Origin of the sequence: Sinorhizobium terangae (genome assembly GCF_009601505.1) — a bacterium.
In the GTDB taxonomy this organism is placed as follows: domain Bacteria; phylum Pseudomonadota; class Alphaproteobacteria; order Rhizobiales; family Rhizobiaceae; genus Sinorhizobium; species Sinorhizobium terangae.
Map to the genome: position 1 here is coordinate 1 of NZ_WITC01000023.1, position 23,435 is coordinate 23,435.

Below are 23,435 nucleotides of genomic sequence, written 5' to 3' on the forward strand. Positions count from 1 at the left end.
GGTACGCGATTGGAAACAACGACGAGACGGCCCATGCCGACCTCCTTTCCTGCAAGAAAATGGGTCAGGTGCTCAAATATTCAGGCGACCAACACATATTCAGGGAACCAATGCAGCGATGATACCGCGCAGAGCCTCGGCAGAGGGGACGGAGCCGAGCGCTTCGCTCGCAGGCGACGGCGGTCCGACACGGATCGAGTAGCCGCCGAGCCGGTTGGCCGTGCGAAACATCGCTTCGTCGGTCACGTCATCCCCGACGGCGATTGCGCGTCTCCCAGTAAAAGGTGGCTGCGCGAGAAACGCCTCGACTGCGTCGCCCTTGTCGGCACGGGCCGGACGGATTTCGATCACCATCTTGCCATGCTGGATCGTCCAGTTTGGCCCTGCTCTGATCAACGCCCGCTCGATCAGCGGTTCAAGCTGGAGTTTTCTGTCCGGCGCAAGCCGGTAGTGCGCGGCGACCGCCGCCCCCTTGTCCTCGATCACAACACCGGGCCAGTTAGCCGTATCGGCGACAAGATCGGCCTTCAGGCGCTCAAATTCCGACGTGTCGGCGGCTTTGTGCACGAGGCCGTCCGGATCGCGGCGCTCAGCACCATGAAGACCCGCAATTGGAAAAAGGAATGGCGAAAAAAGCTGTTCGGCGTAGCCAAGATCGCGACCGGTCACGAGTGCCAGAGCACCTCCGAGTTTTCTCGACAAGGCATCGAGGTTCGCAGGCAGCGAGGGCGGAACGACTACGGCGTCGGGCGTTTCGGCAAGATCAAGCAATGTACCATCGATATCGAGGAACAGAGCCCAGCCTTTGAGATCCGTTGAGAGAGCGGCGAGAACGAACTCCTCTGCTGATTCCGCGTTCGGTTTCGAGGCGCTGAGAAACTGCTTCCGATGTGACATGCCTCATATTTAGGTCAGAGCCCGCAATCGCCAACCCTGCGTTTCCATGAAGCGGACATTTGCTGTGCAAACGAACAGTACGCGAGGTGATGGAGCGGCCACGATAAACTGGGACCAAGGCGACGCCACCCATCGGCCGGACCTCTGGGGGCCTGCTGGGGCAACCTGCTTGCCACCCCTCAGGATTGCTGGGTCGGCCGCGCCGCTGGCGGACCCGTCACCGGTACCTTCACCGAAGTGAAGTTGCCACTACGAGCGCCGCAACAATCCCGCTATCGTCAAGTGGATTTCGGGCCAGTGTTCAAGTTCATCCCGATATCCTCGGAGTTAACAGGGCCTAACCCGAATGGGCCAATGGAGACGACGGACGCGGTGTGCTAGCCCGGGCCAGCCGTCTCGGACGGGGAGGAGGCGGTTAGAGGCCTGGCGCTTCTACCTAGCACGCTGGGCCTCACCTGGGCTGGCCACCCTGGGAAGCGTATCCTGTAGCCTCGGTCATTTTGCGAACGTTAGAGGGTCAGCGCTGCGCTCCACTTTGCATCGATCTCGTCGTCGGTTAGACCGAGCGCGGCGCCAACGGAGGCGATGAGCGGGTGCGTGCGATTGAAGGTGGTGGCGTATTCCCACTCGATCCGGGCGGTTTCGTTCTCATTGCCGTCTGGCATGGCGTCGATGACGGCGGACACCTGCGCCATTGTAAATCCGCCGTTGACAAGGCCGAGGCGGATCTGGCGGGAAGACAGCGCCGGCATATGGACGGACGGGGTCGGCGGGATCAGCTCCGGCACCCATTCGCTGCTGTCCCACTTGAAGATATACCCGGGGATATCAGCGGGAGGCGCCGTTTCGGTAGCGTAAGCCGGGATCAGATAAACGCCAGGCTCCAGAGGCTTTCGTCCGCCTCTGACGCGCCGGTGTATTCGAACGTGCTCGGATCGTAGTTGTGGACCGTAACCATGTCAGAGCCTCTTAGTATTTGATGCAGGCCAGAAGGGCGACGTTGCGCGGACGGATGTCTGTGCCGGACCCCGCTGCGCCTGATGTGAACGAAGCGATGTCTACCGTAGGCGCAACAGCTACATCGGTAACCACGGCGAGCTTTACGCCGACCGCAGGTGATTTGCTTCTGGCCTTTGCCGGGGCTCGCGCTGCCTCTGCCGACATACCCACGATTTCCGACACACTCGGCAACACGTGAGCCCGTCGACGGACTCGATCTGCTACGGCGTCGAAATCAAGGTGGCGGCGGTTGGCGGCGGGATAAGCGGTTCAGCTTCGATCGCGGAAGCAGGGGACACGGTCTCTTCTGCCTCAGCTCTCCCACTCAAGGGGACGCTTAGCAAGACCGAAGCATCCGACACGGTAGCGGCGACTGCGGCAATCGCTCTCCGGGTCTCGCTGGCTGCGACGGAGGCGTCGGACAGTGTCTCGACCTCAGCAAGTCTGAGGATAGCTGCTTCGGCTGCTATAGCTGAAAGCGGCGACACGCTCTCGGCGACGTCAACCATAGCGGCTGCCTCGCGCCCTGGTTCGGCCTCGATAATTGAGGCAGGCGACGCTCTCGCAAGCGCGGCGACACTGAGCCTCAAGGCTAATGCCGCCATTGCCGAAGACGGCGACACGCTCGCAACGACGGGCGGGCCGATCATCCAGGCGAGCGCCTCGCTTGCAGAGACAGGCGACACCGTTACTGCCCGCGCTGTTCCGCTGCTGGTCACAAGCCCGAGTGAGCGCACGGCAACGGTTCTCGCAGAGCAAAGGACGGCAGTCGTCGCCGCAGAGACGCGATCTGCCTCGGTGGCGGCAGAAACCAGGGCCGCATCCGTCAGAGCCGAAACCCGGCAAGCGGCGGCATAAGAGGACTCGACATGGCGCTGACGTGGCCCGCGATCAAAGACCCGAACGAGGTCAAGGATTACAGCCTCGATTGGGCGGCGCTTCTCGGCGCGTCCGATACGATCACAAGCTCCACATGGAGCATCGACGAGGGCTCCGGCCTTACGATCGACAGCGACAGCCACAACACGACCGAAACCACCCTATGGCTTTCTGCCGGGGCCGCAGGGACGAATTACAGCCCCGTCAACCGCATCGTGACCGCAGGCGGCAGGAAATACGACCAGACGGTCAGGCTGAAGGTGCGCGACAAATAGTCAACCGGCCTTCTTCAGCCCGGCGGCCTTTCTAAGGTCGTCATTCATGCGGCTTTGCCAGCCTCTGCCGGTAGCCTTGTAGTGCTCGACGACATCGGGATCCAGGCGGATGGTTACGGGTGTCTTGGTCGTGTCCCCCTTCGGGCGACCGCGGACGGCCTTCTCGATCTTCTCCGAGAGATCGGGGAAGACCTCCTTGAACGGGCGCGCCTGTTTCATCTCCTCCTCAGTCAGGGGAGGGTTGTCGGACACGGCGTCCCAGTCCTTTTTGGTGTAACCGCGCCCAGGTCGGAACTCTTCCTGGCGCTTGTATTTGATAGCCATCAGAGCAGGTTCCTTTCATCTTTCCGGGCCGGGCGCATGGATATGACAGACAGCGCCTCGGTCCCGAGGGTGACGAAGATCACGACGACCGTTCCGTCCTCAAGACGGCCGATAGCTTTCGAGCGGCCATTCTTCGCCGGGACGACGAGAGAGGCAAGGAAGAATTCGAGAGACAAGTCGGCGAAGTCGAGGCCGTGCTTCTCGATGTTGGCGATGCGCTTCGGTTCGTCCCAGATGATCTTCATAAATTGTACGTACAGAAAATCACCGGGGCAAGCAACGAAATAATGTATGTACGGAAATTATTTTTGTACGTACAGAATGGGAGGCGGCCCAATGGCTGAAGATACAGGCGAAAAGCCCCCGGCTCATCTGCGCGACGATCTGAAGTTTAAACCGGGTCAATCGGGCAACCCAGCGGGACAACCAAAGGGCGCGCGCTCAAAGTTGGGAGAGGCATTCCTAGAGGCGCTGCACGCTGATTTCAACAAGCACGGCGTTGCGGTCATTGCTGCTGTTCGCAGGAAGAAGCCGGAACAATATCTGCGTGTCGTCGCCTCGATCCTGCCGAAGGATTTGAACGTCAACATCAACAACCTGGAAAACCCGACGGATGACCAGCTTATCGAGCGCATCCGGGACCTCCACGATGCCATCGGACCTTTCCTCGCTGCTACGGGAACACGTGGTGCTGATGGAGGAGCTGGACCGGAGACGACGCACTAACCTGCTGGCGAAGTACCGGCCGTACAGGAAGCTAAGGGAGTTTCATGCGGCCGGTGCCGGTATCGCGAGCGGCTGTTTATGGCGGGCAACCAGTTGGGCAAGACGCTGGGGCAACGCGCAAGTGGTGGTTGGAGGGGTAACGCCATGAGGATCGTAGGCGGAACCGACGTCGGCGACGAGGCCGACGAAAGAGTCATTTGGGAAATCGAAAACCGTGTTCGTGAGATACTCGCGCGCGCTATGGCGCAAGGTTTTACCGATGTCGTCTTGATCGGCGCTAAACCCTGCTGCGGCTATGACGTGTGGTCAACATGGCCGACGTCTGAGTCAACCATGGGTGCCATCGAATACGGCAAGGCGCGGATTCTGGCGTGCACAGATGATGTAATTGTGCGCGAGGAAGATCAATGACGCTGCTGACCGCGATCAATGAAGCCTGCGACATCGTTTCGCTGTCCCAATTCGACAACGTCTATGGCTCCGACGAGCCGAACGCGCAAATTCGCCGATACCAGCATCATTGAAGCCTATGTAGATGCCTATCAGACGGAACAGAAGCGCCTGCGTGGCGATGCCCAAAGGGCGCGCGCAAGTGCGGAACGCCTCCTCTAAGAAGCCGACAGAAGACTATCCTGGAGACCACGCAAGAGCCAGCGAACGTAATAGAGATCCAGCCCAAGGCCGTGAAGCGGTTCCGCGAGAACATCGAGAGTTTGGCCCAGATCGTACGTGAAAAGGACGGCGAGCCATCGCCGGAAATTGCCGCCCCATTCCGACAGCTCGTCGCTGCGGTGGTGATCAATTCAACGGAAAAGGGCAGCCTTACGAAATCAATATCAAGGGCGCGAGCAGACCTGCATGCAAGGCACCAACCGGATAAAGGATGTGGTGATTGATCTGCAGGTTGCCGCGGCCCGCGCTGATGGCTTGCCCGCAGCCGAAGTGAGAGACGCACTCTTGGACGCGGCCGACATCGTCAGGACTCCGAAAATCATTCTCGATGTGAAAGAACCAGGCTAGGGCTCGGAGATTTCGAACACAGTTGCATCGTAGTCTCGTCCCCTGATCCCCTTGAACGACGGGTGCCGCAGCGCCCCGTCGTCGTTCCAGGCGCGGTATCCGATCTCAACTACGAGCGGGGTTAGCGGCCACCTCGGGGTTTGGCGGGGTAAAACGTCGACGCGCACCGGAACCACTTATCGACATCAGCGTTTGATTGCACACCCCAAAGGAGGCGGTGCTCAAGCCTAAGGAGGGCATGATGACCGATTACGATACTTCGCGCAGCGGCGATGTCGCAAAAGAAGAAACCGGAAATTTGATAGCGGCCAGCAAGGTCGAAGGTACCAATGTCTACAACACTCAGGGAGAGTCGCTGGGGTCAATCTACGACGTGATGATCGGTAAGAGGTCTGGACAGGTCGCCTATGCGGTCATGTCGTTTGGTGGCTTCTTGGGTATGGGCAACAGTTACCATCCAGTGCCTTGGCAAATGCTGGAATACGATGAGCGCCAAGGCGGGTATGTTGTAGATCTCGACCGGGACCGATTGGAGGACGCACCATATTTTGACGAAGGGACTACTCCCGATTGGTCGAGCCCGGAATACGGACGTGGCATTGACGAATACTACGGCGTGACGCGCTCGACGATGTAAGGCCCCCAAGGATAAAGACCATTCACGCCGAGTTGATCATCGCGCCGTGCCGCGGCGCGATGATCGTTCAATTCATCCATCATGGTTGCTATGTTGATAGGTCGAACACCCGCGTATGATCCGCCCTCTCAAAATGTTAGCCCACGGAAATGGCGATGCCTGAAAGCGAACAGCAGTACGAATTTTCTGTCTTCTGCGGCGAATTCGTCGATGATGATGTCATGGTCACAATCTGCATTTACCGCCCCACCGGCACAAACGGCGACTGGATGTTGGAGGTTGTCGACCAAGAAGGTTACTCGACCATCTGGGATGACCGATTTGCTACCGATCGCGATGCGTTCGAGGAATTTCTGGCGACCGTTAAGCGCGATGGAATTCGCAGCTTCCTCGAGCAATCAATCCACACCGTGCATTGACTTGCCGTTTTTCACGAGCCTGCCTCGCCCATTGGCTTCCTCTTCCAGCCGCTCGACGGCCGCCGCGATGTGCTCTGGCTGTTCGTGCTCAAGGCCAACCACCTCGTTCCGGGTCTCGCGCATTGACACGATGATTTCGTCAAGCTTGGCGTGGATTGCCGCCGTGTCACGGTAGCCTTGGATTAAAACGACGCTGGTGATCACTATTGCTGCGACTGACAGTGCATAGGTGACAACGTTTGTGAGACCGAAAGGCACCAAAGCGGTGCTGATAACCATTGCCGCAATTAAGAAATAGAAACCCGGAGGGCGAGAAAGAAAATCAGCCATTCGAAAAAGAAGTTGATCCACTATCGGTTCTCCCATGAATCGGTGCTCTCATTAACGCGTCAGGGGGAGATCTGGTTCGGACTAAGTATTTTCTGACGCATGCTCCCACCATCAGCCGCCTTTCTTATCCCCTTGGAATGACGGACGCCGCAGCTTCCGGTCAGCGGTCCAGGCGCGATACTCGACTTCTGCGACGGGCAGCGGTTGTGTGAAAGTCGCGCCCTTCGGCGCAGCGACTCCGCCGGCTTGCCGCTCTTCACTCGCGCAGGAAGGTCGATTAGTCCGGGCTTTTTATCTTATTGAGTCTTGTCTTTGTTAATTGCTGCCTTTCCGCTCGAGGCGCATGATCTCCTCATCAGCCGCGGTTGGAAATGGACGCCGCCTGCTGAGCGATGATTTCTCTTTCGCCCCGATTGAGGAGGTGGCGCGTTGTATCCGTCATACGGTACCAGATCCGACCCAATCATGCCGGCAGCGTTTACATTCCTGGATGAAGTCTTCAGGGAGATTCTTGCTGCCGAGAAAATAGCCCGCAATTGCCAAGAAGCTGAAACAATCGCCAGGCGACTATTCATCGGCTACCAATCCGGCATGCGCGACAGGAACCTGCTGATAGCGATGGCAAAGCGCATGAGATGACGGCTAGACTATTTCAATGCGGCCGCGGGTGAGTGGAACACTGCCACCACACCGCTCCTCTTCCCCCGGTGCCCGAGTTGGACGATCCGCTGTTGCTCAACCTATTTCCTCATTCATCGGTATCTCGGCACGTTTCCCCGCCGGCATACCAAAATTCAGAATCGGCGGAACCAATCCTCGATCCGTGTGTTCTCTCTGCCGACACTTGAAGCAGAGGTAATCCTATGAAATTTCTGATTATTGCGGCGGCAGCGCTGATGGGCGCTGTCACGGTCCCGGCGTTCGCGCAGACAGCATCTCCGTCAGGGGAAACTCCGGCTGTCGCCACTCCTGAGAGCAACAATCCGACCGCACCAGTGGAGGGCGCGAACAGCTTCACCGAAGATCAGGCTAAGGAGCGTATTGAAGAGGCCGGCTACACCGATGTGAAAGGGCTAAAGCTGGACGACAAGGGGGTTTGGCGCGCCACAGCGATGAAAAGCGGAAAGTCCGTTTCCGTCGCCCTCGATTACCAAGGTAACGTAACTGCGCTTTGAGCGCCAAGCGGGCCTAATCATTGAACACAGGAGTACAAGCATGAGAACCGTGTCTGGGCTTTTCGACGACTACGCCGACGCCCGCGGAGCCGTGAGCGAATTGGAAGCGGCCGGCATTCCGTCCGATGATATCAGCATAGTCGCAAACAATGCAGGAGAGCGTTACTCCGACGAAGCCTCCGGCGCCGCCGAAGGAGCGGGAACCGGGGCCGGGCTGGGTGCTACAGGCGGTGGCGCGATCGGTCTTCTGACTGGCCTTGGCCTGCTGGCAATTCCCGGCGTTGGACCCGTTGTTGCTGCCGGATGGCTTGCATCCACTGCCGCCGGAGCTGTTGCGGGCGCAGTGGCCGGCGGCGCCGCTGGCGGCATCATAGGGGCGCTGACAGACTCCGGCGTCCCGGAAGAAGAGGCCCATTTTTACGCTGAAGGCGTGCGTCGCGGCGGGACGCTCGTGACGGCACGTGTCGATGAGACGCTCGCACCTCAAGCGGCGGCGATCCTGGAGCGCAACAATTGGGTCGACCCAGTCGAACGTCGGCGCGCCTACGCTGCTCAGGGGTGGACACGCTTCGACGAAAACTTGGACCCGTACACATCGGAGGAGATTGAGCGCGAGCGTAACAGATACCGCATTTGACGTGTATGCCGGCCTCGCCATAAACCCCGCTTCGGCGGGGTTTTGCGAACTGCGTTCCTCATCTCCGGTGACTGGCTTGGGCTAAACTGATACACTCTGGCATCATCCGCCCGTTCCTTGATCCCCGTGAACGACGGACCGCGCAACTTTCCGTCGTCGGTCCAGGCGCGTCTGCCACCAGCCGCCCCGGCCGGAGCGGTAGGGCTTCTCGCGGTGCTTGGCGATGGTCCCTTCAAGGCCGTGCGCGCATTCGACCCGGAAAAACTCTTCGCCGTCGGCCTCCACCTCCTCCGATAGCCGAAACCACCCTTCCCTGCCCGCGACGAGCGGCTCGAGCAGACGCCGGCGCTCGCGGAGCGGCAGCAGACGTAGCTCGCGACCGTCGAGATAAAGGAGGTCGAATGCGTAGAGGACGATTGCGCCAGCTTCATGCGACCACGGTAGGCGGCCAAGAGCGCGCTGCAGCATTCCGAAGTCGGAAGGGCCCTTACCGTCGAGCACGACGGCCTCGCCGTCGAGGATGCCCGTTTCACGGCAAGCAGCCGCGCATCATCGGCAATCGAGGGAAAGCGCTCGGTCTAGTCATAGCCGCCGCGCGTGATGATCCGGCTCGATATGCACCGCAAGCCGGTAGCCATCTCATTTCACATCGAAGACCCAGTCCGGCCCTTTCGGCGGCTCGTCGACCAGCGAGGCGACACAGGGATCGACGCGCGCAGGCATTGACTAAACGGATGATGAGAACATATTGAGAACGCGACCAAGGCGAAGCGGCGCGCCATCCATGACATGTGGGATATCGACAACCTCAACCGAGGAGGACGACGCATGTCCGACGAACCCAAACTGAAATACCAGTGGCGCCAAACCTGGCCGGATGCCCCGAAACACTTTTCCGGGTACGACGGCAGCCGACATATCGCACACATCCACTGGTACCACATGGGGTGGTGGAATTGGTACATGACATGGAATCACGCAAAGAATGCCAACAGGTGGGCGCGCCCGAACGGACAGGCCGATTCCGCCAGGGAAGCCGCGATCGAAGCCGAGAAATGCTACGACGCCGTTCTGCGATGCGAATGGCCCGGCATGTTGCCAGAGGACCTGCAATGCATGCTCGAACGAGAGGAATGGCGCAAGGGATATAGAAAGCTCTGGGAGGAGGCCCTTGCGGAGAAAGGCTACGGCCCGGATGGCAAGCCTCTGAAAGAACCATTGATCAGCCGCAGGTGTTGACCCGACCTAGGGTGCAGAGACCATGGTCGACGCTCCCAAAATGAAAAAGCTGATCTGGGATTGCCAGAAGGAAATCGCCGAATACCTACCGCCAGAAAGCGGAATTTCGGAGCACCAGTTGCTGCAGAGGCTATTAACTCGGCTTGACGGCCAGCAGGCGAAAGAGGCGCTCGGCGATTATTGGCAGGGGCGTGGCAGGGTGACGATGATGGTGGGGCGGGCCGGGCCCCGCTCCTCAAGATCGCGAAATGGCGTAGCCCACAAATACAGAGAGCTGCAGAGGGTGTCGGTCCCTGCAGCTCCGATCGCGACGTATTCATCATAGCTTGGGCCTGCTCGCCCTGTTCCATCCAAGGGAACCGCTTCGAACGTCGCTCACCGTTATAGATAGTGAAAGCGCCAGCGCGATCAAGCACGTGCCGGCTGAATCGTCACAAACAGATTGGATGCGCCCCATCTGTAAGCATTTGCACAAGGGCAAGCTCATCGCGAATACCCTGTCGATACAAATGGAAGAGCATCTTACCAATCTCGACGCCTTCCTCGCTTTCCGGTTCCAATTCTTTGAATGAACAAGCGTGATTGTGAACACGTTGCAGCATCGACAACTCGCGCTCATCAATAACGAAATCGGAAAACAAGACCATCTCTTTGACCCTCCAATCAAAGCCTTGTTGATGATCAGACAGATGTTGGTGGGGCAGCGCGAATTTTCCAGTCCTCAGACAGCCTAAGCATAGGAAGACTTCGTGGACTCGTTGAGAGAGCTAATATTGGCCTGCATTCTTGCCGCCGTAGCCTGGCAGCCGGCATTCGCAGAAGACATTGTGGGCCGCGCCACCGTCATCGACGGCGACGTCGGCGCCTACCGGTGCGGCAAAGCGGCGGCGTTCGCGCTCGACCGGTTTCTCGCCGAATCCCGCCCCACTCGTTGCTCATCGCGCGCGACCGATATTCAGCGGTTCGTGGGCGTCTGTTTCCGCGCGGACGGTCGCGAGGTCAACAACTGGCTCGTCGGAAGCGGCAATGCTGTTGATTGGAGCCGCTATAGCAACGGCGCCTACGCGGATGCTCAGCAATCCGCACGGTCGAGCGGTGTCGGCGTTTGACGCGGCCATTTTGAGTTACCGTGCCGGGCGCGCGCAGAGCGCATAGGGCGCGAGACAGCCTGCTGAGGGGCCCTGCCGAAGTCAGAGACTTCGGACGGCTCTAGGCGAAGCCGCTTGGCGCCACACCTCGCCTATCGATTTTCAGGGAGTTTTGCAGGAAAAGTACCTTCCGTTCGGAAGGCCAACAATATCTCAGTATCCCGGGAAGATTACGCCAGTGTCCCTGCACGCGTAGGTAGTTGGAATGGTAGTGATGCGCGATAGGGAACAGACCGAGCGCGGTGCGGTTATATCCTGGTCATGAGCCGGGATAGCGCACATCCTCGATCGACCGATCGCACCTCAACCTATACGCTCGACGAATTTACCGCGACCTACGGCCTGAGTAGAAAGCGCGCCGAGGATCTCTACCGGCGCTTTGGCCCATCGAGATCGAAGCTCGACGTGCTGATGTCGGCGATTAGGCGTTTGTGAGGTTGCGCCGATTTGACCACGGTCACACCTTCGATTTCCGCCAACCAGCGGCCCAAGCCTCGAACTCCGAACAGAACCAGCGCTCTCCGTATTGCGGGCTGATTTTCGTCTGCGAGTAATACCGCTGGCCGGGAACATGGAAGATCCGCTCTCCGGTGTCGATGCTTACATTTCCCTTGATGTTGCAGGAGCCGCCTGTGCCGCCGCTCAGTGAGGCAATCAAGTCCGATGCTGTCATGCCGCCGGCCGCACCAACGGCTACCGCGCCGATCAACAGGCCTGGGAATGACAGGATCGACAGCCGCCTTGGACGCTGATAGCTCGAACGATAGCGCATTCCCCTCTCCGCGCAGGTTTCGCGCCATGACGGTAGAGAGGAACACACTTTAGCGAAAGCTGCACAAACGGGTTAGTTGCTGCTGACTGATTACCCGCCGGCGCGCTGCTGGTGTGGCGTAGGCGGCGACGACCAGCCATTGAGGACTGACGTGGTCACGCCGCCCACTGATGGCAGCGGCGATTGTGTCAGCAACGCCAATACCGGAGCCTAACACAGCAGCAAGGATCTGCGTGGCGTATGGCTTCACACCGGCGGCAAGTCCGCAACCTGGCCGGAGAACAGGAAGACTGTGGCAGGCGAGTGGAGAACCAATTTCCGGCCAAGTTCGCCTCTATGCCGGAAGTGCGGAAGGAGGCTGCTCGGCCGGTCTGATCAGCAGTTAGTGCGTGGTTTTGCACTCCCTTCAGGAGAGGCCCATGACCCCGACTACCGCCTTCATTGCCGAGCTTATTAGAGCAGCAAACGAGGCCGACCGACTATCTCCGTTCGAGGTCAAGCGGCTGCTCAATCGCTCGATCGCCGCAATAGGCGACATGCGCGAGCAAACCGGCATGCGAGGCAGAAACCGGACGAAGGATGTCGTGATCGATCTGCAGGTTGCCGCGGCGCGCGGCGATAGTCTTCCCGCGTCCGAGATTAGAGACGCACTCTTGGATGCGGCCGACATCATAAGAACGTTGAAGATTGTGTTGGATGGCAAGGAGTAGCGGGTGGAGCCCCATTCCTTCCGGCTGGCCACGAAACACTGCCAAGCTTCCCGACGCCCTTCTTCTCCCGAAGGAGATAATCAATGGGAACGAAAGACAGCAATGCAAGGCCTGAGCAGGCGAAGCCGAAAGGCGTCCATCAACCGGCGTCGCAGTAAGCATTTTGGAGGAGGAATCGATTGCACAACCTGCGGTCCAGCCTCCCCGCGCTACGGACACGAGCGAAAAGCCAAGGTACCCCGATTTCGCTGACCAAGAATTTTTTAGCGACCTTGTTTGGAAAAACGCCCACTTAGTGATGCTCGTATCGGCCACGCTCCTACTGTATTCGGCGTTCGCCTATCGGTCATCCGTTCCATGAGAGACTATTGCGAGGGTCGCCCTTCCTGCTCTCCCCCTGCGGACGCCTGGTCGTGTTGCGCGGTTGTTACGCAGTCGTCACAAACGACGGGACCAATATTCCATCTCGCCATTGACCACGGATGTAGTGGCAATGGCTGAAGGCGACGAAGGAAAATCGGGTTAACCCGGCCTTTTTGTTGCAGCCGAAGGCCAGTCAAAACCCGTCCGCAGGTGCGAAGAAACAGTTCACGTGATACTCATTCGGATGTAGGCAGATGTGGAAATCGCTGTCCCCGGATGGGATCTCGCCGCCATATGGTATCAGGAATCGATGCTCGGTCGTGACCAGGTGATGATCGCCGGGGTGGAGGACGACCGAAAAGCCAAGGCGACCTTTCTTGACAGTTCCGCCTGGGATTCTCTCGCAATCGCCACCAACGTCAGTGCCATTGCAGCATGCAGGCGGATAGGTCCACAGGCTGGCCCGATGGGCGTAGCCATCGTCGAACGTCGCCGACGCGATCAAAGCAAGAATTACCGATCTAAAAGGGGTCATTCGGCGGCTCCAATCGGAATGAGACACCTACGCCCTTACAAAGCGGCATTGTACGCAAATGCCGTGGTCAATCACATTAGCCCGTTTGGGTGACCCCCTAATCCTTGACTGCAACGTGCGCTGTGTGAGCATACAAGCTCCTGGCGGTAGTTGCGCGGAAAACAATGACTTTCGACGACGACGTTGAGATGGCGCTGGATCTCGCCTGCGAAGAACTCGAGATGACCCGGGCAGAGCTAATCCGCCTCATCTTTCGCGAATGGCTGGAGGGATACGGCTTTCTACCCCTCCACGACCTGGATGACGGTAGCAGCGCATAAGTGTCGGCGTTTACGGCAGCGCAGCGATCGACGTCGGCGGCGTCTGAGCGCCAAATTCCGGAGCGATAGCGATTAATGTTACCAGCACGAATACTGCCGCACCGATTCCAACGATCATCTCGGTTAGATCGAGGTTCATCATCGCCTCCCGGTGATGTCGACAAATATTGACGGTTCTATAGAACCGGCTCAACTTTAGGATTTTAGTCGGCGACACGTAACAGTGCGATGACAGTGGCTGCTCTACCCAGCCCCTTTCGCGCCCACGTCCATGTAGCGGCCAATTGACCGCAGATAGCTAACTATCTCCAGTTGGAGGATATCACGCTTGCCGTAGGTCTCCCCAATCTTCTCCAGCTTCGGCCGCGCCTTTTCCTGATCAGCCGACGACAGGCCGGCATCCCCTATTAAGCAACCGTCCACCTAACCTACACAACCGTAATTGGGCCGGGCATGTCCCGCGCGGTACCAGGGAACATTTTTCCCGGCTGCGCTATTCCGTCTCCTGTTAGGAGCGTAGCCATGCGCAAGCCAAATCCCGACCTGGCGAGGCGCATACGCAGCATGGTGTCAAAGGAGTCCAACACCGCCTTCCTCCGGTCTCTTCCTGTGTTCCAAGTCAAGCCGCTGCCCCGGAAGTTCGTCGATCTCCTGCAACAGTTGGATCATGAGGAAAATAATGCTGGGGAAGCTGAAAAGCCAAATCCGCCTTCAGGAACCAATTGAGAGCATTCGCGTTTAATAGCGTCGCATCCCTTATGCGACTGGAGAACGGAGCGGTGTCCTCGCCCCTCGCAGGACGCCGCTCTTTCTTTCGGTGACGAGGAAAACGTGGCTCCATTGTAGCGTGCCCGACTCACTGGTGGGAGGTCACCGACGCCGAAAATCCTTTGTGCGACATCTGCCTCTGACGGCGTCACCTGCCTTCGCTACCACCTGCTGGTCCCGCTTCGGCCGTCATCAACGGCCCGGCCCGTAGCCTCTGCGCAACCGCATTCGTACTTCTCCATGTAGTAGCGATAGAGACCGCCGGCGGTCCTCGGTCATGATGGAGGAAACATTCCTGAATTGCCGCTCGACTGCTGCTCTGACCTTGGTTTGCCGGCTGACGCCAATGAGCATCGACACTGTGCAGTATCCGAGAAGTCCGACAAAATCATCAACCAGCAGAGCAAGACCGGTTTCCTGATCCAAGAAACCTTGTCCGCCGAGTTCAGTCGAACTGCGCGGTCGAGCTGGGCACAAACAGCTTCCCGCAACTGTCCAAACGGTGCTCGGCCGGCGATCGCGTTGCGCTTGACGTAGCCAACGCCACGCTCGTCCTTCCCTTTCGTTCAAGCTCAGGGCTGCAGTTCATGCTGACACTCAATTCAAGGTCAGCCAAAGCCGTCACCGGCAACATCGCCTTTACGGTCCACGACATCGATCTCAGCGGCGAGTGCTGCTGCCAAAAAATTCAAGAAGCGCGACATTGAATGCCCGCCTCGATTCGATATTAACGATATGCCGGCCTGGCAACGACAGGTGCCGGCCCCGCTGAACGCGCAGGGAAATATCTTCCAGATCGGCTGGCGGACACACCGGATCGTCATCGCCGGAGACGGCCAGCAGAGGATTGGCGATCAGTCCGATGTCTTCCCGCAGGTCGGCTCCGGCCAAAGCCGCGCAGCAGCCGATATATCCATCGATCGAGGTCGCGACAAAACTGTCGAGCACCTTGCCGACACTCCGGGGTTCGACTGCGCTGAACCCCGGAGTGAACCAGCGCTCGACGGTGGCAGGGGTCAGTGCCGCAAGACCATTCTCCCGCACGGCGTCCATTCGCGTGGTCCAGCTTTCTGCGGTACCGATCTTCGCGGATGCCGCGCACACAGCGATCTTGCCGAAGCGCTCTCCGGCGTGGATACCTAGCCACTGCCCTGTGAGGCCGCCAATAGAAAGACCGCAGAAATGCACTCGCTCTATTTCCAGCGCATCGAGCAGCGCGAGCGCATCATTGCCGAGGTCGGACAGGCCGTATGGCGGCAGTGGAACGGAGGACCGGCCATGACCGCGGCGGTCATACCGCAGTATGCGGAAATAAGGCCGCAGTCCAGCCACCTGCGCGTCCCACATGTGCAGGTCGGTGCCGAGCGAATTGCAGAACATAAGCCATGGCTTGCCTTGGCACCCATCCTTGTCGCCGTCGATGCGGTAGTGGAGACGATGACTGGAAAGATCAAGAAAAGGCATGAATCAATACTCACGAACCGGATTGAAGAATGGGTTTCAGCAGCGCCGGGGCGAAACCGGCGCTGCCCGACATAGGGATGACCAGTGGTCTGGCACATGCGATCGGCCGTGCCCACTTACGCCGTGGCAAGCTGCACGGCGCTTGAGCGACGCGCGCTGCTTATCGCGAACACCAGCATGGCGAGGGCCGAGATCGCCGCCGGGATCGAGAAGATCAGGAAGTTCTGCTGAAGCGGAAATTCCTGTGCCAGAAGCACACCGCCCAAGGTCGGCCCGACGATCGCGCCGATGCGGCCGACGCCCGAGGCCCAGCCCAATCCCGTGGAGCGCACGGAGAGGTTATAAAGCTGGGCCACGCTGGCATAGAGCAGGATCTGCGTGCCAATCGTGGTGGCGCCGGCAACGAACACCATCAGGAACAGCAGCCCTGCGGGCAGATTGAAGCCGATCAGCGCGATCGATGCGGCAGCGGCAACGAAAAAGCTGACCACCACCTTCGGCAGACCGAACCGGTCGCCCAGCCAGCCGCCGGCGATCGCGCCGACCATGCCGCCGAAATTCAGCGAGAAGAGGCTGAGTAGGCTGGCTTTCTCCGCATAGCCGGCCTCCTGCAAGACTTTCGGCAACCAGGACGACAGCAGATAGACGAGCAGCAGGCAGCAGAAGAAGGCGACCCACAGCATGATTGTGCGCAGCGTGCGCTGATGACGGAAGAGCTCGAGGACCGATGCCGAGGCCCCCTCGGTCTCGGAGAAGACCAGCCTGTCGCCGTTGCCAAGAGGCGCGGAGGAATCAATCTTGCGGTAGATCCGCTTGGCCTGGTCCTGCTTGCCCTGGCGGATCAGGAAGCCGAGCGATTCCGGCAGTTTCCACAGGATGAACGGCAGCATCAACAACGGCAGTGCCGCCATGAAGAACATCGGCTTCCAGCCGTATTGCGGGATCATGCCGATGCCGAGGCCAGCCGCGACCATGCCGCCGACGGAATAGCCGGAGAACATGAGCGCGACCATGGTGCCGCGAAGGCGCCTCGGCGCATACTCGTTCATGAGGGCCACAGCGTTCGGCATCAGCCCGCCGCAGCCGAAGCCGGCGATGAAACGGAAAAGCTTGAACTCACCCGGCGAACCGGTAAGGCCGGTCAAGAGGGTGGAGACGGTAAACAGCATGAAGCTGATGGTAATGCCCTTCTTGCGTCCGATCCGGTCCGCAAGCGGACCGAAAACGAGAGCACCGAACATCATGCCGAACAGCGCCCATGCCTGCAAAGCGCCGGCCTCAGGCTTGCTCAGGCCCCATTCTCCTATCAGCGTCGGCAACACGGTGCCGGCTACGAAAACGTCGTAACCGTCGACAACCAGCAGCAAAGCGCAGAGAGCGACCACCGTCCACTGGAAGCGCCCGAAAGGCGAGCCGTCTATTGCTTCATTGACATCGATGTTGCGCATTACCACTCCTCCCCGAGTTGTTACGCATGGAACTGTGAGCTTTCAGCCGAGATCGCCCCCGGCGACCGGCAGCACGCTGCCGGTGATGTAGGACGCCTCCTCCGACGCCAGAAACAGGATCGGCGCGGCCTGTTCCTCGATGGTTCCGTACCGCTTCATGAAACTGGATTGCTTCACCTGGCTCACGACGTCGGCCATCCAGCCCTTTTCCGCCCCACTATCGCCGGCGGCGTTGCGGGGGATGCGGCGCGGCGGGGCCTCGGTACCGCCGGGCGCCGTGGCGACGACACGGATGTTCCGCCCGGCGAGCTCCATGGCGAGCGACTGGGTGATGGCGTTCACGCCGCCCTTCGCCGCCGAATAGGGGACACGGTGGATGCCGCGGGTGGCGTTCGACGACACATTGACGATCGTGCCGCCGCCGCGAGCGAAGAGATGCGGTAGAACGGCGTGGCAGCAGTAGAGCGTCGGCATCAGCGAGCGGCGGATTTCGGCGTTAATCTGCTGCGGTTCGAACTCAGCGTAGGGACGCATGCGGATCGCGCCGCCGACATTGTTGATCAGGATGTCGATGCCGCCGAACTTCTCGGCGGCAAATCGCATCGCCGCCGCCGCCCCCTCATAGGTTTCGAGGTCGGCGTTGAAGACCGCGGCGTTCATGCCGGCCTGCGCCGCTACCTCGGCGACGAAGTCGGCGCGGTCGACGAACAGGACCTGGCCGCCCTCCTCCGCTGCGCGGATCGCCACGGCTCGGCCGATGCCTTGCGCGGCACCCGTGACGACCAGTACCTTGCCGGCAAACCGATCGTGGAAGCGCGCCGCACTCATGCGGCCCTACCTTTCAGATCCTTCGCCACCGCATTGGGCGTGAACTTCTCGTAATGGAAGCTGTGAGGTTTCACCGCGTTGTCGTCGAAATAGGTACGCACGGCGTCGACCATCGGCGGCGGACCGCACAGATAAACGTCGACATCGCCACCATTGAGCACCTCGGCCGGCATATGCTGGGTGACCCAGCCCTTGCGCGGGTGGCTGGACGCCTCGTCGGCCACGACGGTACTGTAAGTGAAGTTGGCGAGCCGTTTTGCGTAAGCCTCGATCTCGTCGACGAGAACCAGGTCCAGATCCCGGGTCACGCCGTAGACGAGGTGAACCCGCTCTTGCGGATTCTCGCACGCCAGCACCTCGAGCATTGACAGGAACGGCGCAAGACCCGTGCCGCCGGCAAGGAACAGGAGCGGTCGCTCGACCTCCCTGAGATAGAAGCTGCCCAAGGGACCGGTCAGCTCGAGCTTCGTTCCGGTCTCGGCGCGCTCCAGCCAACTGCTCATGACGCCGCCCGGGATTTTCTTGATTAGGAAGCCGATGCGCCGTTCGCCGGGCGCCGTGCTGAAGGAATAGGAGCGGCTCTGGCCGCCGCCCGGCACGCCTATATTGACGTACTGACCGGGCAGGAACGCGGGTGCCTGGGCATCCACATCCAGTTCCAGCACGATCGCCGCATCGTTATGCGGCACAACATTGGCGACGGTGGCGGCGAAGGTCTGCTGCCCGGTCTTGCAGGCGACCGAGGTCGTGGGAACCGAGATGATGCAGTCGGAGGACGGCCGCATCTGGCAGGTCAGCACGAGGCCGCTCTCAGCCTCGTCGGCCGTCAGCGCATCGTCGATATAGTCGTCGCCGAGGTCGTAGCGACCGCTCTCGGCGCGGCACTTGCATGTGCCGCATACGCCGTCGGAACAATCCATCGGTAGGTTGATCTTGTTGCGGAAGGCGGCATCGAGAACCTTCTCGCTGTCCTTGCATTCGATGAAACGGGTAACGCCGTCCTCGAAGTTCAAAGCGATGCTGTAGCTGGCCATGGAACCCTCCTCATCAGTCCCTGTGCAGTCCGGCGGCGTCTGTCAGATGTGATAGACGTCGATCACCTGGCGGATGTAGTCGTTCTTCAACACGATCTTCTTGGCCGAGATCAGCAGGCGGTCGTCGCTCCTGCGCAGGGTGACGAACATGGTGCCGAAGAAGTGGTCGGTGACCTTGTAGCGGTGATTGAGCGTGTGGAAGTTGTAGCGAAGGTCGACCTCGTCGCCTCGGTTCTCCACGAACTCGACATTGGCCACGTTATGGCTGGTGCGCGGCTCCGGCGTCGAGGCGCCGGAACGCTCGGTCTTGATACGGAAGACCCGGTCTTCGAGGCCGTCGCGGTTCGGATAGTAGATCAGCGAGATCTGCGTCTGCGGATCTTCGGTGAGCTGGTCGTCATCGTCCCAGGCCGGCATCCAATAGGTCACGTCCGGCGCGTAGCAGGTAAGCCATTCGTCCCACTCGCGGTCGTCCAGAAGGCGCGCTTCCCGGTAAAGGAAGGCGCAGGCGGTTTCATAGGAAATACTCATGCGACCACTCCTTCCCTTTCGGCGGCCAGCGCCTGGCGCATCACCTTGGCCCAATATTCATGCTGGCGGACGAACAGCCCCTCGTCCTCGCTGCGTTCGCCGGATAGCAACGGCTTTATGCCCATCCTCTTCGCATTTTCGTCCGGACCGTCGATCCAGAGCGGCGCGCCCCGCGACAGGTCGTTCCAGGGCGCGGCCGTGCCGGCGTAGCCGGCCTGGCAGGCGCGGAACTCCTCCAGATCGTCGGCCGTGCCCATGCCGGAGACATTGAAGAAGTCCTCGTACTGGCGGATGCGCAGCGCCCGGTCCGCCGCACTTTCGCCCTTCGGCGCGAAACAGAAGATGCTGATTTCGGTCTTGTCGACGCTGATCGGACGCGTCACGCGTATCTGCGTGCTGAACTGGTCCATCAGGAACACATTCGGATAGATGCAGAGATTGCGGGTCTGGTTGACGATGAAATCCGCCTGCACGTCGCCGACACGGGTCCTGATCTCGTCCCGATGACTGAAGATCGGACGGACCTCGGGATTCATGGTGGTGGTCCACAAGAGGATATGGCCGTTCTCGAAGCCGTAGACACCCGCGATCGACCGGCTCCAGCCGCTGGCGTCAACCGACTTCGTGCCCTCCTCCTTGCGCCGTCCCATGGTCGCGGCATAGTTCCAGTACACTGAGCTGACGTGATAGCCGTCGCAGCCGTTTTCCATCTGCAACTTCCAGTTCCCGTCATAGACGTAGGACGAATTGCCCCGTAGCACTTCCAGCCCGTTCGGCGCCTGATCGACGATCTGGTCGATGATGACCTTCGTCTCCCCAAGGAAGTCCTCGAGCGACGCCACCTCCTCCTTGAGGCTGCCGAACAGGAAGCCGCGATAGCTTTCAAAACGCGGAACGCGCTTCAGGTCGTGCGAACCGTTCTGCGCGAACTGGGGCGGATACTGGGTCGTCTTCTCGTCCTTGACCTTGAGTAGTCTGCCGGTGTTGGAGAACGTCCAGCCGTGGAAGGGACAGGTGAAGCTGCCCTTGTTTCCGTGCTTGCGCCTGCACAGCATGGCGCCTCGGTGGGCGCAGGCATTGATGACCGCGTGCAGTTCCCCGTTCTTGTCACGGGTGACGACCACCGGCTGACGGCCGATATAGGTGGTGTAATAGTCGTTATTTCCCGGAATCTGGCTTTCATGGGCCAGATAGACCCAGTTGCTCTCGAAGATGTGTTTCATCTCCAAATCGAACAGGTCTTCGTTGGTGAAGATGTCGCGGCGGCAGCGGAATTTGCCGGTTTCCATGTCGTCCTGCACGGCAGTGGCGAGCAGATGATCGAGGTCCCGGGCTTTGTCGATAATCGCAGACATGACCTATCTCCCGCAAAGAGCGCGCTGGCTGGCGCAACCTTTGCAACTAAGTCGTTGATGACGATGGTTGGGGCTGGCGACCCCGATCGGGTCGTCGGCCTTGCCGCTCAGGCGGCCGCGCGCTTGCGCAGCTCGTTGATCTGGTTGTCGACGCCATTCACCATGGCCGTCAGATGAATGTCGAACCTGATCTCCGCAAACGGTCCACTCAGTCCGTTGGCCTTGATGCTTGCCTCGTCAGTCCGCTCGATGAGAGCTGGAACCAGACCGTCGCGCGTCGCATAGGCGAAGTCGTCGTTGACCAGCGGATCGCCCTCGATGTTGATCTGGGTTGTCAGCTTGCGATGGCCGTCGGCGCTGATGAAGAAGTGGATATGCGCCGGACGCTGGCCGTGGCGACCGAGCGCGAAAAGCAGTTGCTCGGTCGGGCTGCCTGGCGGCACGCCGTAGCCGTGCGGCACGATGCTCCGGAACTTGTAACAGCCATTTGCGTCGGCGATGATCGTGCGGCGCATGTTGAACGGCGCCTGCTTTCCCGTCGGATCGAAATGCGAGTAGAAACCGCGGGTATCGCAGTGCCAGACTTCGACCATGGCGCCCGGCAGCGGTCTGCCGTCGGCACGATAGACGGTGCCGTGCATGATGAGGGTGTGACCGTTCTCGTCGGTTCCGTCGTCCAGGCGGGCAAAGCCGTGTGAAACCGGCGCACCGGCGACATAGAGCGGCCCCTCGATCGTGCGCGGGGTCGGATTGTCGATGCCGAGGGCCTCGTCGATCGCGTCAAGACGCTCGTCGAGGAAATGGTCGAGACCGAGGCCGGGCGAGATCAGGCCGGCCTGGCCGGCCGCGCCGATCTCGTTGAGCCAGGCGATGCCGGTCCAGTATTCGTCGGGGGTGATGTCGAGATCGTCGATAGCTTTGAACAGGTCTGACATGATCCGGTGAACGATCTCTTTTACGCGCGCATTGCCGCCGGTCTTGTCCAAGCCGCTGAGGACCTTGAGAAAGTCCTGGATCTCCGGCTTGTCGAAAATCTTCACGTTCATGTTGATTCCTCCACTTGGACTGCTTTGAAACTGCGCCGGTTCCCGTCCTCCCGGGAGCACCGGTGACGACGGCATCAGCTGTCGTCCTCACGGATCGCGGAGGGATGCCGCAGAAGTGGCGTCACCTCGATGTCCATGAATTTGAATAGCGGAAGTCCCGAGAGAACCTCGTGCAATTCCGCATTGTCCTTGACGTCAAAGACGCTGTAGTTCGCGTACTGACCGGCGATCCGCCAGATATGCCGCCACTTGCCGCTGCGCTGCAGTTCCTGCGCGTAGGCTTTTTCCCGGGCAATGATCTCTGCCGCTGCGTCTGAGGGCAGATCATGGGGAATGCGAACGTCCATCCGTACATGAAACAGCATGATCTCACCCCACCACACGCAAGGTCGAAGCTTGCTTGCCGTCCCTGCGGAAACGATCGACGGCTTCCTCGGAAAGCATCACGCCGAGCCCGGGACCCGATGGCAATCGCAGCTCGAAGTTCTCGAAGCGCAGCGGCTCCTCCAGGAGTTCCTCGGTCAGAAGCAGCGGACCGAAGAACTCGGTGCCCCATTCCAGCTCCTTGACGGTTGCCATCAACTGAGAAGCGGCAATCGTGCCGATCGGCCCCTCCAGCATGGTGCCGCCGTAGACGCTGACGCCTGCAGCTTCCGCGATCGCGATCACCCGGGCGGCGGCAAACAACCCTCCCGCCTGCTCGATCTTGATCGAGAACACGTCGGCAGCCCGCGCAGTCGCGGCCTCAAGCGCGCTTTCCGGTCCAATCAGAACTTCGTCGGCCATGATGGCGATTGGGGAAGCCCGCCGCAGCCGGGCGAGCGCTGTGATCCCCGGCACCGGTTGTTCGACCAGCACGCAGCCGGCGTCAGCCAGAGCTTGGATGGCATTGCGCGCTTCCCGCTCCCGCCACGCCATGTTCACGTCGACCCGGATGGAAGCCAGGTCCGGTAGTGCCTTGCGGATCGCGCCCACATGGCGGACATCCTCTTCGATCGATTTCACGCCGATCTTCAGCTTGAAGTCCTTGTGGCGCTGCCGGCTGAGCATGGCTTGCGCCTCGTCGATGTCCTTGGCCGTGTCGCCGGAGGCGAGCGTCCAAGCGATCGGCAGGCTGTCGCGGCGCCGGCCACCGAGCAGTTCCGACATCGGCAGACCGAGGCGGCGCGCATGACAATCGAGCAGGGCCGCCTCGACCGCGCATTTGGCGAAGTGATTTCCCTTTACCGCTTTGACGACTACGTCCATGGCTGCCTGGATGCGCGTCGCGTCACGGCCGATCAGCAGCGGCGCGATATACTCGTCGATCGTCAATTTCATGCCTTCCGGGCTTTCAGCCCCGTAGGCGAGCCCGCCGATCGTCGTCCCCTCTCCGAGCCCTTCGAAGCCGTCGGAGCAGTGGACGCGGACGATGGTCATGCTCTGCCGGTTCATGGTGACCATCGACAGCCGATGCGGCCGGATGGTGGGCAGATCGAGTATAATTGTTTCGATCGCGCTGATGCGGATTGCCGTAGACACGAGGCTTTCCTCCCTTGATTACGAGGAAATTAGCG

35 protein-coding genes and 4 pseudogenes are annotated in these 23,435 nt (G+C 60.1%); 18 read left to right on the forward strand and 21 right to left on the reverse strand.

What is annotated here, in order from left to right:
* Window positions 1–99: 99 nt before the first annotated feature.
* Both otsB and GHK62_RS34055 read right to left on the reverse strand, forming a co-directional pair.
* On the reverse strand, window positions 100–897 hold the full coding sequence (gene otsB, locus GHK62_RS04040; protein ID WP_153437053.1) for a trehalose-phosphatase: 798 nt from the start codon (window positions 895–897) through the stop codon (window positions 100–102).
* 509 nt (window positions 898–1,406) lie between these two features.
* Window positions 1,407–1,685 carry a hypothetical protein gene (locus GHK62_RS34055; RefSeq protein ID WP_327790993.1) on the reverse strand — a complete coding sequence of 93 codons (279 nt, stop codon included), beginning with the start codon at window positions 1,683–1,685 and terminating at the stop codon, window positions 1,407–1,409.
* A gap of 406 nt (window positions 1,686–2,091) precedes the next feature.
* Between GHK62_RS34055 and GHK62_RS04050 the strand changes: the two genes are divergently transcribed.
* Together GHK62_RS04050 and GHK62_RS04055 are read left to right on the forward strand one after the other, a co-directional pair.
* Window positions 2,092–2,754: a hypothetical protein gene (locus GHK62_RS04050; protein ID WP_153437054.1), complete on the forward strand. Its 663-nt coding sequence runs from the start codon at window positions 2,092–2,094 to the stop codon at window positions 2,752–2,754.
* A gap of 11 nt (window positions 2,755–2,765) precedes the next feature.
* Window positions 2,766–3,050, forward strand: a complete 285-nt coding sequence (locus tag GHK62_RS04055; protein WP_153437055.1) for a phage fiber-tail adaptor protein — start codon at window positions 2,766–2,768, stop codon at window positions 3,048–3,050.
* On the opposite strand, the gene GHK62_RS04060 is transcribed toward GHK62_RS04055, so the two are convergent.
* Both GHK62_RS04060 and GHK62_RS04065 read right to left on the reverse strand, forming a co-directional pair.
* Window positions 3,051–3,374, reverse strand: coding sequence for a BrnA antitoxin family protein (locus tag GHK62_RS04060; RefSeq protein WP_153437056.1), 324 nt, complete (start codon window positions 3,372–3,374; stop codon window positions 3,051–3,053).
* On the reverse strand, window positions 3,374–3,619 hold the full coding sequence (locus GHK62_RS04065) for a BrnT family toxin (protein WP_153437057.1): 246 nt from the start codon (window positions 3,617–3,619) through the stop codon (window positions 3,374–3,376). The genes GHK62_RS04060 and GHK62_RS04065 overlap by 1 nt, the downstream gene beginning before the upstream one ends.
* 91 nt (window positions 3,620–3,710) lie before the next feature.
* Here GHK62_RS04065 and GHK62_RS04070 point away from each other — a divergent pair, with 91 nt between their 5' ends.
* The 4 genes and pseudogenes from GHK62_RS04070 to GHK62_RS04080 all read left to right on the forward strand — a co-directional run bounded on the left by GHK62_RS04070 (window position 3,711) and on the right by GHK62_RS04080 (window position 5,120).
* The gene (locus GHK62_RS04070) at window positions 3,711–4,100 is read left to right on the forward strand and encodes a DUF5681 domain-containing protein (RefSeq protein WP_153437058.1); all 390 of its coding nucleotides are present in this window, start codon (window positions 3,711–3,713) and stop codon (window positions 4,098–4,100) included.
* Window positions 3,988–4,259 (forward strand): annotated as a pseudogene (locus GHK62_RS34060) (terminase large subunit domain-containing protein); the annotation flags it as partial. The gene GHK62_RS04070 and the pseudogene GHK62_RS34060, both read left to right, overlap by 113 nt.
* Window positions 4,245–4,511: a hypothetical protein gene (locus GHK62_RS33460; RefSeq protein WP_167528143.1), complete on the forward strand. Its 267-nt coding sequence runs from the start codon at window positions 4,245–4,247 to the stop codon at window positions 4,509–4,511. The pseudogene GHK62_RS34060 and the gene GHK62_RS33460, both read left to right, overlap by 15 nt.
* 447 nt (window positions 4,512–4,958) lie before the next feature.
* On the forward strand, window positions 4,959–5,120 hold the full coding sequence (locus GHK62_RS04080) for a hypothetical protein (RefSeq protein WP_153437059.1): 162 nt from the start codon (window positions 4,959–4,961) through the stop codon (window positions 5,118–5,120).
* On the opposite strand, the gene GHK62_RS34065 is transcribed toward GHK62_RS04080, so the two are convergent.
* The gene (locus GHK62_RS34065) at window positions 5,117–5,296 is read right to left on the reverse strand and encodes an ATP dependent DNA ligase (protein WP_327790994.1); all 180 of its coding nucleotides are present in this window, start codon (window positions 5,294–5,296) and stop codon (window positions 5,117–5,119) included. The two genes, GHK62_RS04080 and GHK62_RS34065, sit on opposite strands and share 4 nt — an antisense overlap.
* Before the next feature lie 65 nt (window positions 5,297–5,361).
* Between GHK62_RS34065 and GHK62_RS04085 the strand changes: the two genes are divergently transcribed.
* Window positions 5,362–5,757, forward strand: a complete 396-nt coding sequence (locus GHK62_RS04085; RefSeq protein WP_153437060.1) for a PRC-barrel domain-containing protein — start codon at window positions 5,362–5,364, stop codon at window positions 5,755–5,757.
* A 155-nt stretch (window positions 5,758–5,912) separates the two neighbouring features.
* Window positions 5,913–6,176 carry a hypothetical protein gene (locus GHK62_RS04090; RefSeq protein WP_153437061.1) on the forward strand — a complete coding sequence of 88 codons (264 nt, stop codon included), beginning with the start codon at window positions 5,913–5,915 and terminating at the stop codon, window positions 6,174–6,176.
* On the opposite strand, the gene GHK62_RS04095 is transcribed toward GHK62_RS04090, so the two are convergent.
* Together GHK62_RS04095 and GHK62_RS35155 are read right to left on the reverse strand one after the other, a co-directional pair.
* Window positions 6,156–6,527, reverse strand: coding sequence for a low affinity iron permease family protein (locus GHK62_RS04095; RefSeq protein WP_184108458.1), 372 nt, complete (start codon window positions 6,525–6,527; stop codon window positions 6,156–6,158). The genes GHK62_RS04090 and GHK62_RS04095 overlap by 21 nt on opposite strands.
* Window positions 6,528–6,617: 90 nt before the next feature.
* Window positions 6,618–6,740, reverse strand: a pseudogene (locus GHK62_RS35155) (hypothetical protein); the annotation flags it as partial.
* Between the two features lie 231 nt (window positions 6,741–6,971).
* Here GHK62_RS35155 and GHK62_RS33465 point away from each other — a divergent pair.
* The 3 genes from GHK62_RS33465 to GHK62_RS04105 all read left to right on the forward strand — a co-directional run bounded on the left by GHK62_RS33465 (window position 6,972) and on the right by GHK62_RS04105 (window position 8,318).
* Window positions 6,972–7,145, forward strand: coding sequence for a hypothetical protein (locus GHK62_RS33465; protein WP_167528144.1), 174 nt, complete (start codon window positions 6,972–6,974; stop codon window positions 7,143–7,145).
* 224 nt (window positions 7,146–7,369) lie between these two features.
* Window positions 7,370–7,681: a PepSY domain-containing protein gene (locus GHK62_RS04100; protein ID WP_153437063.1), complete on the forward strand. Its 312-nt coding sequence runs from the start codon at window positions 7,370–7,372 to the stop codon at window positions 7,679–7,681.
* 40 nt (window positions 7,682–7,721) lie between these two features.
* Window positions 7,722–8,318: a general stress protein gene (locus GHK62_RS04105; RefSeq protein ID WP_153437064.1), complete on the forward strand. Its 597-nt coding sequence runs from the start codon at window positions 7,722–7,724 to the stop codon at window positions 8,316–8,318.
* A gap of 150 nt (window positions 8,319–8,468) precedes the next feature.
* Here the strand turns inward: GHK62_RS04105 and GHK62_RS04110 are convergent.
* Window positions 8,469–9,041, reverse strand: a pseudogene (locus tag GHK62_RS04110) (ATP-dependent DNA ligase); the annotation flags it as partial.
* Window positions 9,042–9,146: 105 nt separating this feature from the next.
* Between GHK62_RS04110 and GHK62_RS04115 the strand changes: the two are divergent.
* Both GHK62_RS04115 and GHK62_RS35160 read left to right on the forward strand, forming a co-directional pair.
* A complete protein-coding gene (locus GHK62_RS04115; protein WP_234886761.1) occupies window positions 9,147–9,557 on the forward strand; it encodes a hypothetical protein in 411 nt (136 codons plus the stop codon).
* Window positions 9,558–9,579: 22 nt separating this feature from the next.
* On the forward strand, window positions 9,580–9,882 hold the full coding sequence (locus GHK62_RS35160) for a hypothetical protein (RefSeq protein WP_380786274.1): 303 nt from the start codon (window positions 9,580–9,582) through the stop codon (window positions 9,880–9,882).
* Window positions 9,883–9,988: 106 nt separating this feature from the next.
* Here GHK62_RS35160 and GHK62_RS04125 read toward each other — a convergent pair whose 3' ends face one another.
* Window positions 9,989–10,204, reverse strand: a complete 216-nt coding sequence (locus tag GHK62_RS04125; protein ID WP_153437065.1) for a hypothetical protein — start codon at window positions 10,202–10,204, stop codon at window positions 9,989–9,991.
* A 102-nt stretch (window positions 10,205–10,306) separates the two neighbouring features.
* Between GHK62_RS04125 and GHK62_RS04130 the strand changes: the two are divergent.
* Window positions 10,307–10,732: pseudogene (locus GHK62_RS04130) on the forward strand (thermonuclease family protein).
* Window positions 10,733–10,966: 234 nt separating this feature from the next.
* Entirely contained in the window at window positions 10,967–11,140 is a 174-nt protein-coding gene (locus GHK62_RS33470) for a hypothetical protein (RefSeq protein ID WP_167528145.1), read from the forward strand.
* 22 nt (window positions 11,141–11,162) lie between these two features.
* Here GHK62_RS33470 and GHK62_RS04135 read toward each other — a convergent pair whose 3' ends face one another.
* Window positions 11,163–11,477, reverse strand: a complete 315-nt coding sequence (locus GHK62_RS04135; RefSeq protein ID WP_153437066.1) for a sunset domain-containing protein — start codon at window positions 11,475–11,477, stop codon at window positions 11,163–11,165.
* 419 nt (window positions 11,478–11,896) lie between these two features.
* On the opposite strand from GHK62_RS04135, the gene GHK62_RS04140 reads away from it, so the two are divergent.
* A complete protein-coding gene (locus GHK62_RS04140; RefSeq protein ID WP_153437067.1) occupies window positions 11,897–12,187 on the forward strand; it encodes a hypothetical protein in 291 nt (96 codons plus the stop codon).
* Between the two features lie 556 nt (window positions 12,188–12,743).
* Here GHK62_RS04140 and GHK62_RS04145 read toward each other — a convergent pair.
* The gene (locus GHK62_RS04145) at window positions 12,744–13,085 is read right to left on the reverse strand and encodes a hypothetical protein (RefSeq protein WP_234886763.1); all 342 of its coding nucleotides are present in this window, start codon (window positions 13,083–13,085) and stop codon (window positions 12,744–12,746) included.
* 164 nt (window positions 13,086–13,249) lie between these two features.
* On the opposite strand from GHK62_RS04145, the gene GHK62_RS04150 reads away from it, so the two are divergent.
* The gene (locus tag GHK62_RS04150; RefSeq protein ID WP_153437068.1) at window positions 13,250–13,405 is read left to right on the forward strand and encodes a ribbon-helix-helix protein, CopG family; all 156 of its coding nucleotides are present in this window, start codon (window positions 13,250–13,252) and stop codon (window positions 13,403–13,405) included.
* A 10-nt stretch (window positions 13,406–13,415) separates the two neighbouring features.
* On the opposite strand, the gene GHK62_RS34805 is transcribed toward GHK62_RS04150, so the two are convergent.
* Window positions 13,416–13,544: a hypothetical protein gene (locus GHK62_RS34805; RefSeq protein ID WP_268833745.1), complete on the reverse strand. Its 129-nt coding sequence runs from the start codon at window positions 13,542–13,544 to the stop codon at window positions 13,416–13,418.
* 383 nt (window positions 13,545–13,927) lie between these two features.
* Between GHK62_RS34805 and GHK62_RS04155 the strand changes: the two genes are divergently transcribed.
* Window positions 13,928–14,131, forward strand: coding sequence for a hypothetical protein (locus tag GHK62_RS04155; protein ID WP_153437069.1), 204 nt, complete (start codon window positions 13,928–13,930; stop codon window positions 14,129–14,131).
* 702 nt (window positions 14,132–14,833) lie between these two features.
* On the opposite strand, the gene pcaD is transcribed toward GHK62_RS04155, so the two are convergent.
* The 9 genes from pcaD to GHK62_RS04200 form a co-directional block, all read right to left on the reverse strand.
* Complete coding sequence (gene pcaD / locus GHK62_RS04160; protein ID WP_153437070.1) at window positions 14,834–15,637, reverse strand: 3-oxoadipate enol-lactonase; 804 nt, start codon at window positions 15,635–15,637, stop codon at window positions 14,834–14,836.
* Between the two features lie 116 nt (window positions 15,638–15,753).
* Window positions 15,754–17,085, reverse strand: coding sequence for an MFS transporter (locus tag GHK62_RS04165; RefSeq protein ID WP_153437071.1), 1,332 nt, complete (start codon window positions 17,083–17,085; stop codon window positions 15,754–15,756).
* Between the two features lie 42 nt (window positions 17,086–17,127).
* Window positions 17,128–17,913 carry a benzoate diol dehydrogenase BenD gene (benD, locus tag GHK62_RS04170; protein WP_153437072.1) on the reverse strand — a complete coding sequence of 262 codons (786 nt, stop codon included), beginning with the start codon at window positions 17,911–17,913 and terminating at the stop codon, window positions 17,128–17,130.
* Window positions 17,910–18,947: a benzoate 1,2-dioxygenase electron transfer component BenC gene (benC, locus tag GHK62_RS04175; RefSeq protein ID WP_153437073.1), complete on the reverse strand. Its 1,038-nt coding sequence runs from the start codon at window positions 18,945–18,947 to the stop codon at window positions 17,910–17,912. Before benC ends, benD begins: the two co-directional genes overlap by 4 nt.
* A 42-nt stretch (window positions 18,948–18,989) precedes the next feature.
* A complete protein-coding gene (gene benB, locus GHK62_RS04180; RefSeq protein ID WP_153437074.1) occupies window positions 18,990–19,478 on the reverse strand; it encodes a benzoate 1,2-dioxygenase small subunit in 489 nt (162 codons plus the stop codon).
* Window positions 19,475–20,833, reverse strand: coding sequence for a Rieske 2Fe-2S domain-containing protein (locus tag GHK62_RS04185; protein WP_153437075.1), 1,359 nt, complete (start codon window positions 20,831–20,833; stop codon window positions 19,475–19,477). The genes benB and GHK62_RS04185 overlap by 4 nt, the downstream gene beginning before the upstream one ends.
* Before the next feature lie 107 nt (window positions 20,834–20,940).
* The gene (gene catA / locus GHK62_RS04190) at window positions 20,941–21,879 is read right to left on the reverse strand and encodes a catechol 1,2-dioxygenase (protein ID WP_153437076.1); all 939 of its coding nucleotides are present in this window, start codon (window positions 21,877–21,879) and stop codon (window positions 20,941–20,943) included.
* Window positions 21,880–21,953: 74 nt separating this feature from the next.
* Entirely contained in the window at window positions 21,954–22,244 is a 291-nt protein-coding gene (catC, locus tag GHK62_RS04195; RefSeq protein ID WP_153437077.1) for a muconolactone Delta-isomerase, read from the reverse strand.
* A gap of 4 nt (window positions 22,245–22,248) precedes the next feature.
* Window positions 22,249–23,400 (reverse strand): muconate/chloromuconate family cycloisomerase, encoded by a 1,152-nt coding sequence (locus tag GHK62_RS04200; protein ID WP_184108459.1) that lies wholly within the window; start codon window positions 23,398–23,400, stop codon window positions 22,249–22,251.
* Window positions 23,401–23,435: the final 35 nt, after the last annotated feature.

Coding starts and splice junctions, on each gene's coding strand:
- GHK62_RS04155 (WP_153437069.1), top strand. CDS start 13,928: ATGCGCAAGCCAAATCCCGACCTGGCGAGGCGCATACGCAGCATGGTG.
- GHK62_RS34805 (WP_268833745.1), bottom strand. CDS start 13,544: ATGAACCTCGATCTAACCGAGATGATCGTTGGAATCGGTGCGGCAGTA.
- GHK62_RS04145 (WP_234886763.1), bottom strand. CDS start 13,085: ATGACCCCTTTTAGATCGGTAATTCTTGCTTTGATCGCGTCGGCGACG.
- benB (WP_153437074.1), bottom strand. CDS start 19,478: ATGAGTATTTCCTATGAAACCGCCTGCGCCTTCCTTTACCGGGAAGCG.
- benD (WP_153437072.1), bottom strand. CDS start 17,913: ATGAGTGCGGCGCGCTTCCACGATCGGTTTGCCGGCAAGGTACTGGTC.
- GHK62_RS33470 (WP_167528145.1), top strand. CDS start 10,967: ATGAGCCGGGATAGCGCACATCCTCGATCGACCGATCGCACCTCAACC.
- GHK62_RS04070 (WP_153437058.1), top strand. CDS start 3,711: ATGGCTGAAGATACAGGCGAAAAGCCCCCGGCTCATCTGCGCGACGAT.
- GHK62_RS04185 (WP_153437075.1), bottom strand. CDS start 20,833: ATGTCTGCGATTATCGACAAAGCCCGGGACCTCGATCATCTGCTCGCC.
- GHK62_RS35160 (WP_380786274.1), top strand. CDS start 9,580: ATGGTCGACGCTCCCAAAATGAAAAAGCTGATCTGGGATTGCCAGAAG.
- GHK62_RS33465 (WP_167528144.1), top strand. CDS start 6,972: ATGCCGGCAGCGTTTACATTCCTGGATGAAGTCTTCAGGGAGATTCTT.
- GHK62_RS04140 (WP_153437067.1), top strand. CDS start 11,897: ATGACCCCGACTACCGCCTTCATTGCCGAGCTTATTAGAGCAGCAAAC.
- GHK62_RS04165 (WP_153437071.1), bottom strand. CDS start 17,085: ATGCGCAACATCGATGTCAATGAAGCAATAGACGGCTCGCCTTTCGGG.
- GHK62_RS04060 (WP_153437056.1), bottom strand. CDS start 3,374: ATGGCTATCAAATACAAGCGCCAGGAAGAGTTCCGACCTGGGCGCGGT.
- GHK62_RS33460 (WP_167528143.1), top strand. CDS start 4,245: ATGAGGATCGTAGGCGGAACCGACGTCGGCGACGAGGCCGACGAAAGA.
- GHK62_RS04105 (WP_153437064.1), top strand. CDS start 7,722: ATGAGAACCGTGTCTGGGCTTTTCGACGACTACGCCGACGCCCGCGGA.
- GHK62_RS04085 (WP_153437060.1), top strand. CDS start 5,362: ATGACCGATTACGATACTTCGCGCAGCGGCGATGTCGCAAAAGAAGAA.
- GHK62_RS04125 (WP_153437065.1), bottom strand. CDS start 10,204: ATGGTCTTGTTTTCCGATTTCGTTATTGATGAGCGCGAGTTGTCGATG.
- GHK62_RS04115 (WP_234886761.1), top strand. CDS start 9,147: ATGTCCGACGAACCCAAACTGAAATACCAGTGGCGCCAAACCTGGCCG.
- GHK62_RS04090 (WP_153437061.1), top strand. CDS start 5,913: ATGCCTGAAAGCGAACAGCAGTACGAATTTTCTGTCTTCTGCGGCGAA.
- otsB (WP_153437053.1), bottom strand. CDS start 897: ATGTCACATCGGAAGCAGTTTCTCAGCGCCTCGAAACCGAACGCGGAA.
- catA (WP_153437076.1), bottom strand. CDS start 21,879: ATGAACGTGAAGATTTTCGACAAGCCGGAGATCCAGGACTTTCTCAAG.
- pcaD (WP_153437070.1), bottom strand. CDS start 15,637: ATGCCTTTTCTTGATCTTTCCAGTCATCGTCTCCACTACCGCATCGAC.
- benC (WP_153437073.1), bottom strand. CDS start 18,947: ATGGCCAGCTACAGCATCGCTTTGAACTTCGAGGACGGCGTTACCCGT.
- GHK62_RS04150 (WP_153437068.1), top strand. CDS start 13,250: ATGACTTTCGACGACGACGTTGAGATGGCGCTGGATCTCGCCTGCGAA.
- GHK62_RS04055 (WP_153437055.1), top strand. CDS start 2,766: ATGGCGCTGACGTGGCCCGCGATCAAAGACCCGAACGAGGTCAAGGAT.
- GHK62_RS04080 (WP_153437059.1), top strand. CDS start 4,959: ATGCAAGGCACCAACCGGATAAAGGATGTGGTGATTGATCTGCAGGTT.
- GHK62_RS04135 (WP_153437066.1), bottom strand. CDS start 11,477: ATGCGCTATCGTTCGAGCTATCAGCGTCCAAGGCGGCTGTCGATCCTG.
- catC (WP_153437077.1), bottom strand. CDS start 22,244: ATGCTGTTTCATGTACGGATGGACGTTCGCATTCCCCATGATCTGCCC.
- GHK62_RS04065 (WP_153437057.1), bottom strand. CDS start 3,619: ATGAAGATCATCTGGGACGAACCGAAGCGCATCGCCAACATCGAGAAG.
- GHK62_RS04100 (WP_153437063.1), top strand. CDS start 7,370: ATGAAATTTCTGATTATTGCGGCGGCAGCGCTGATGGGCGCTGTCACG.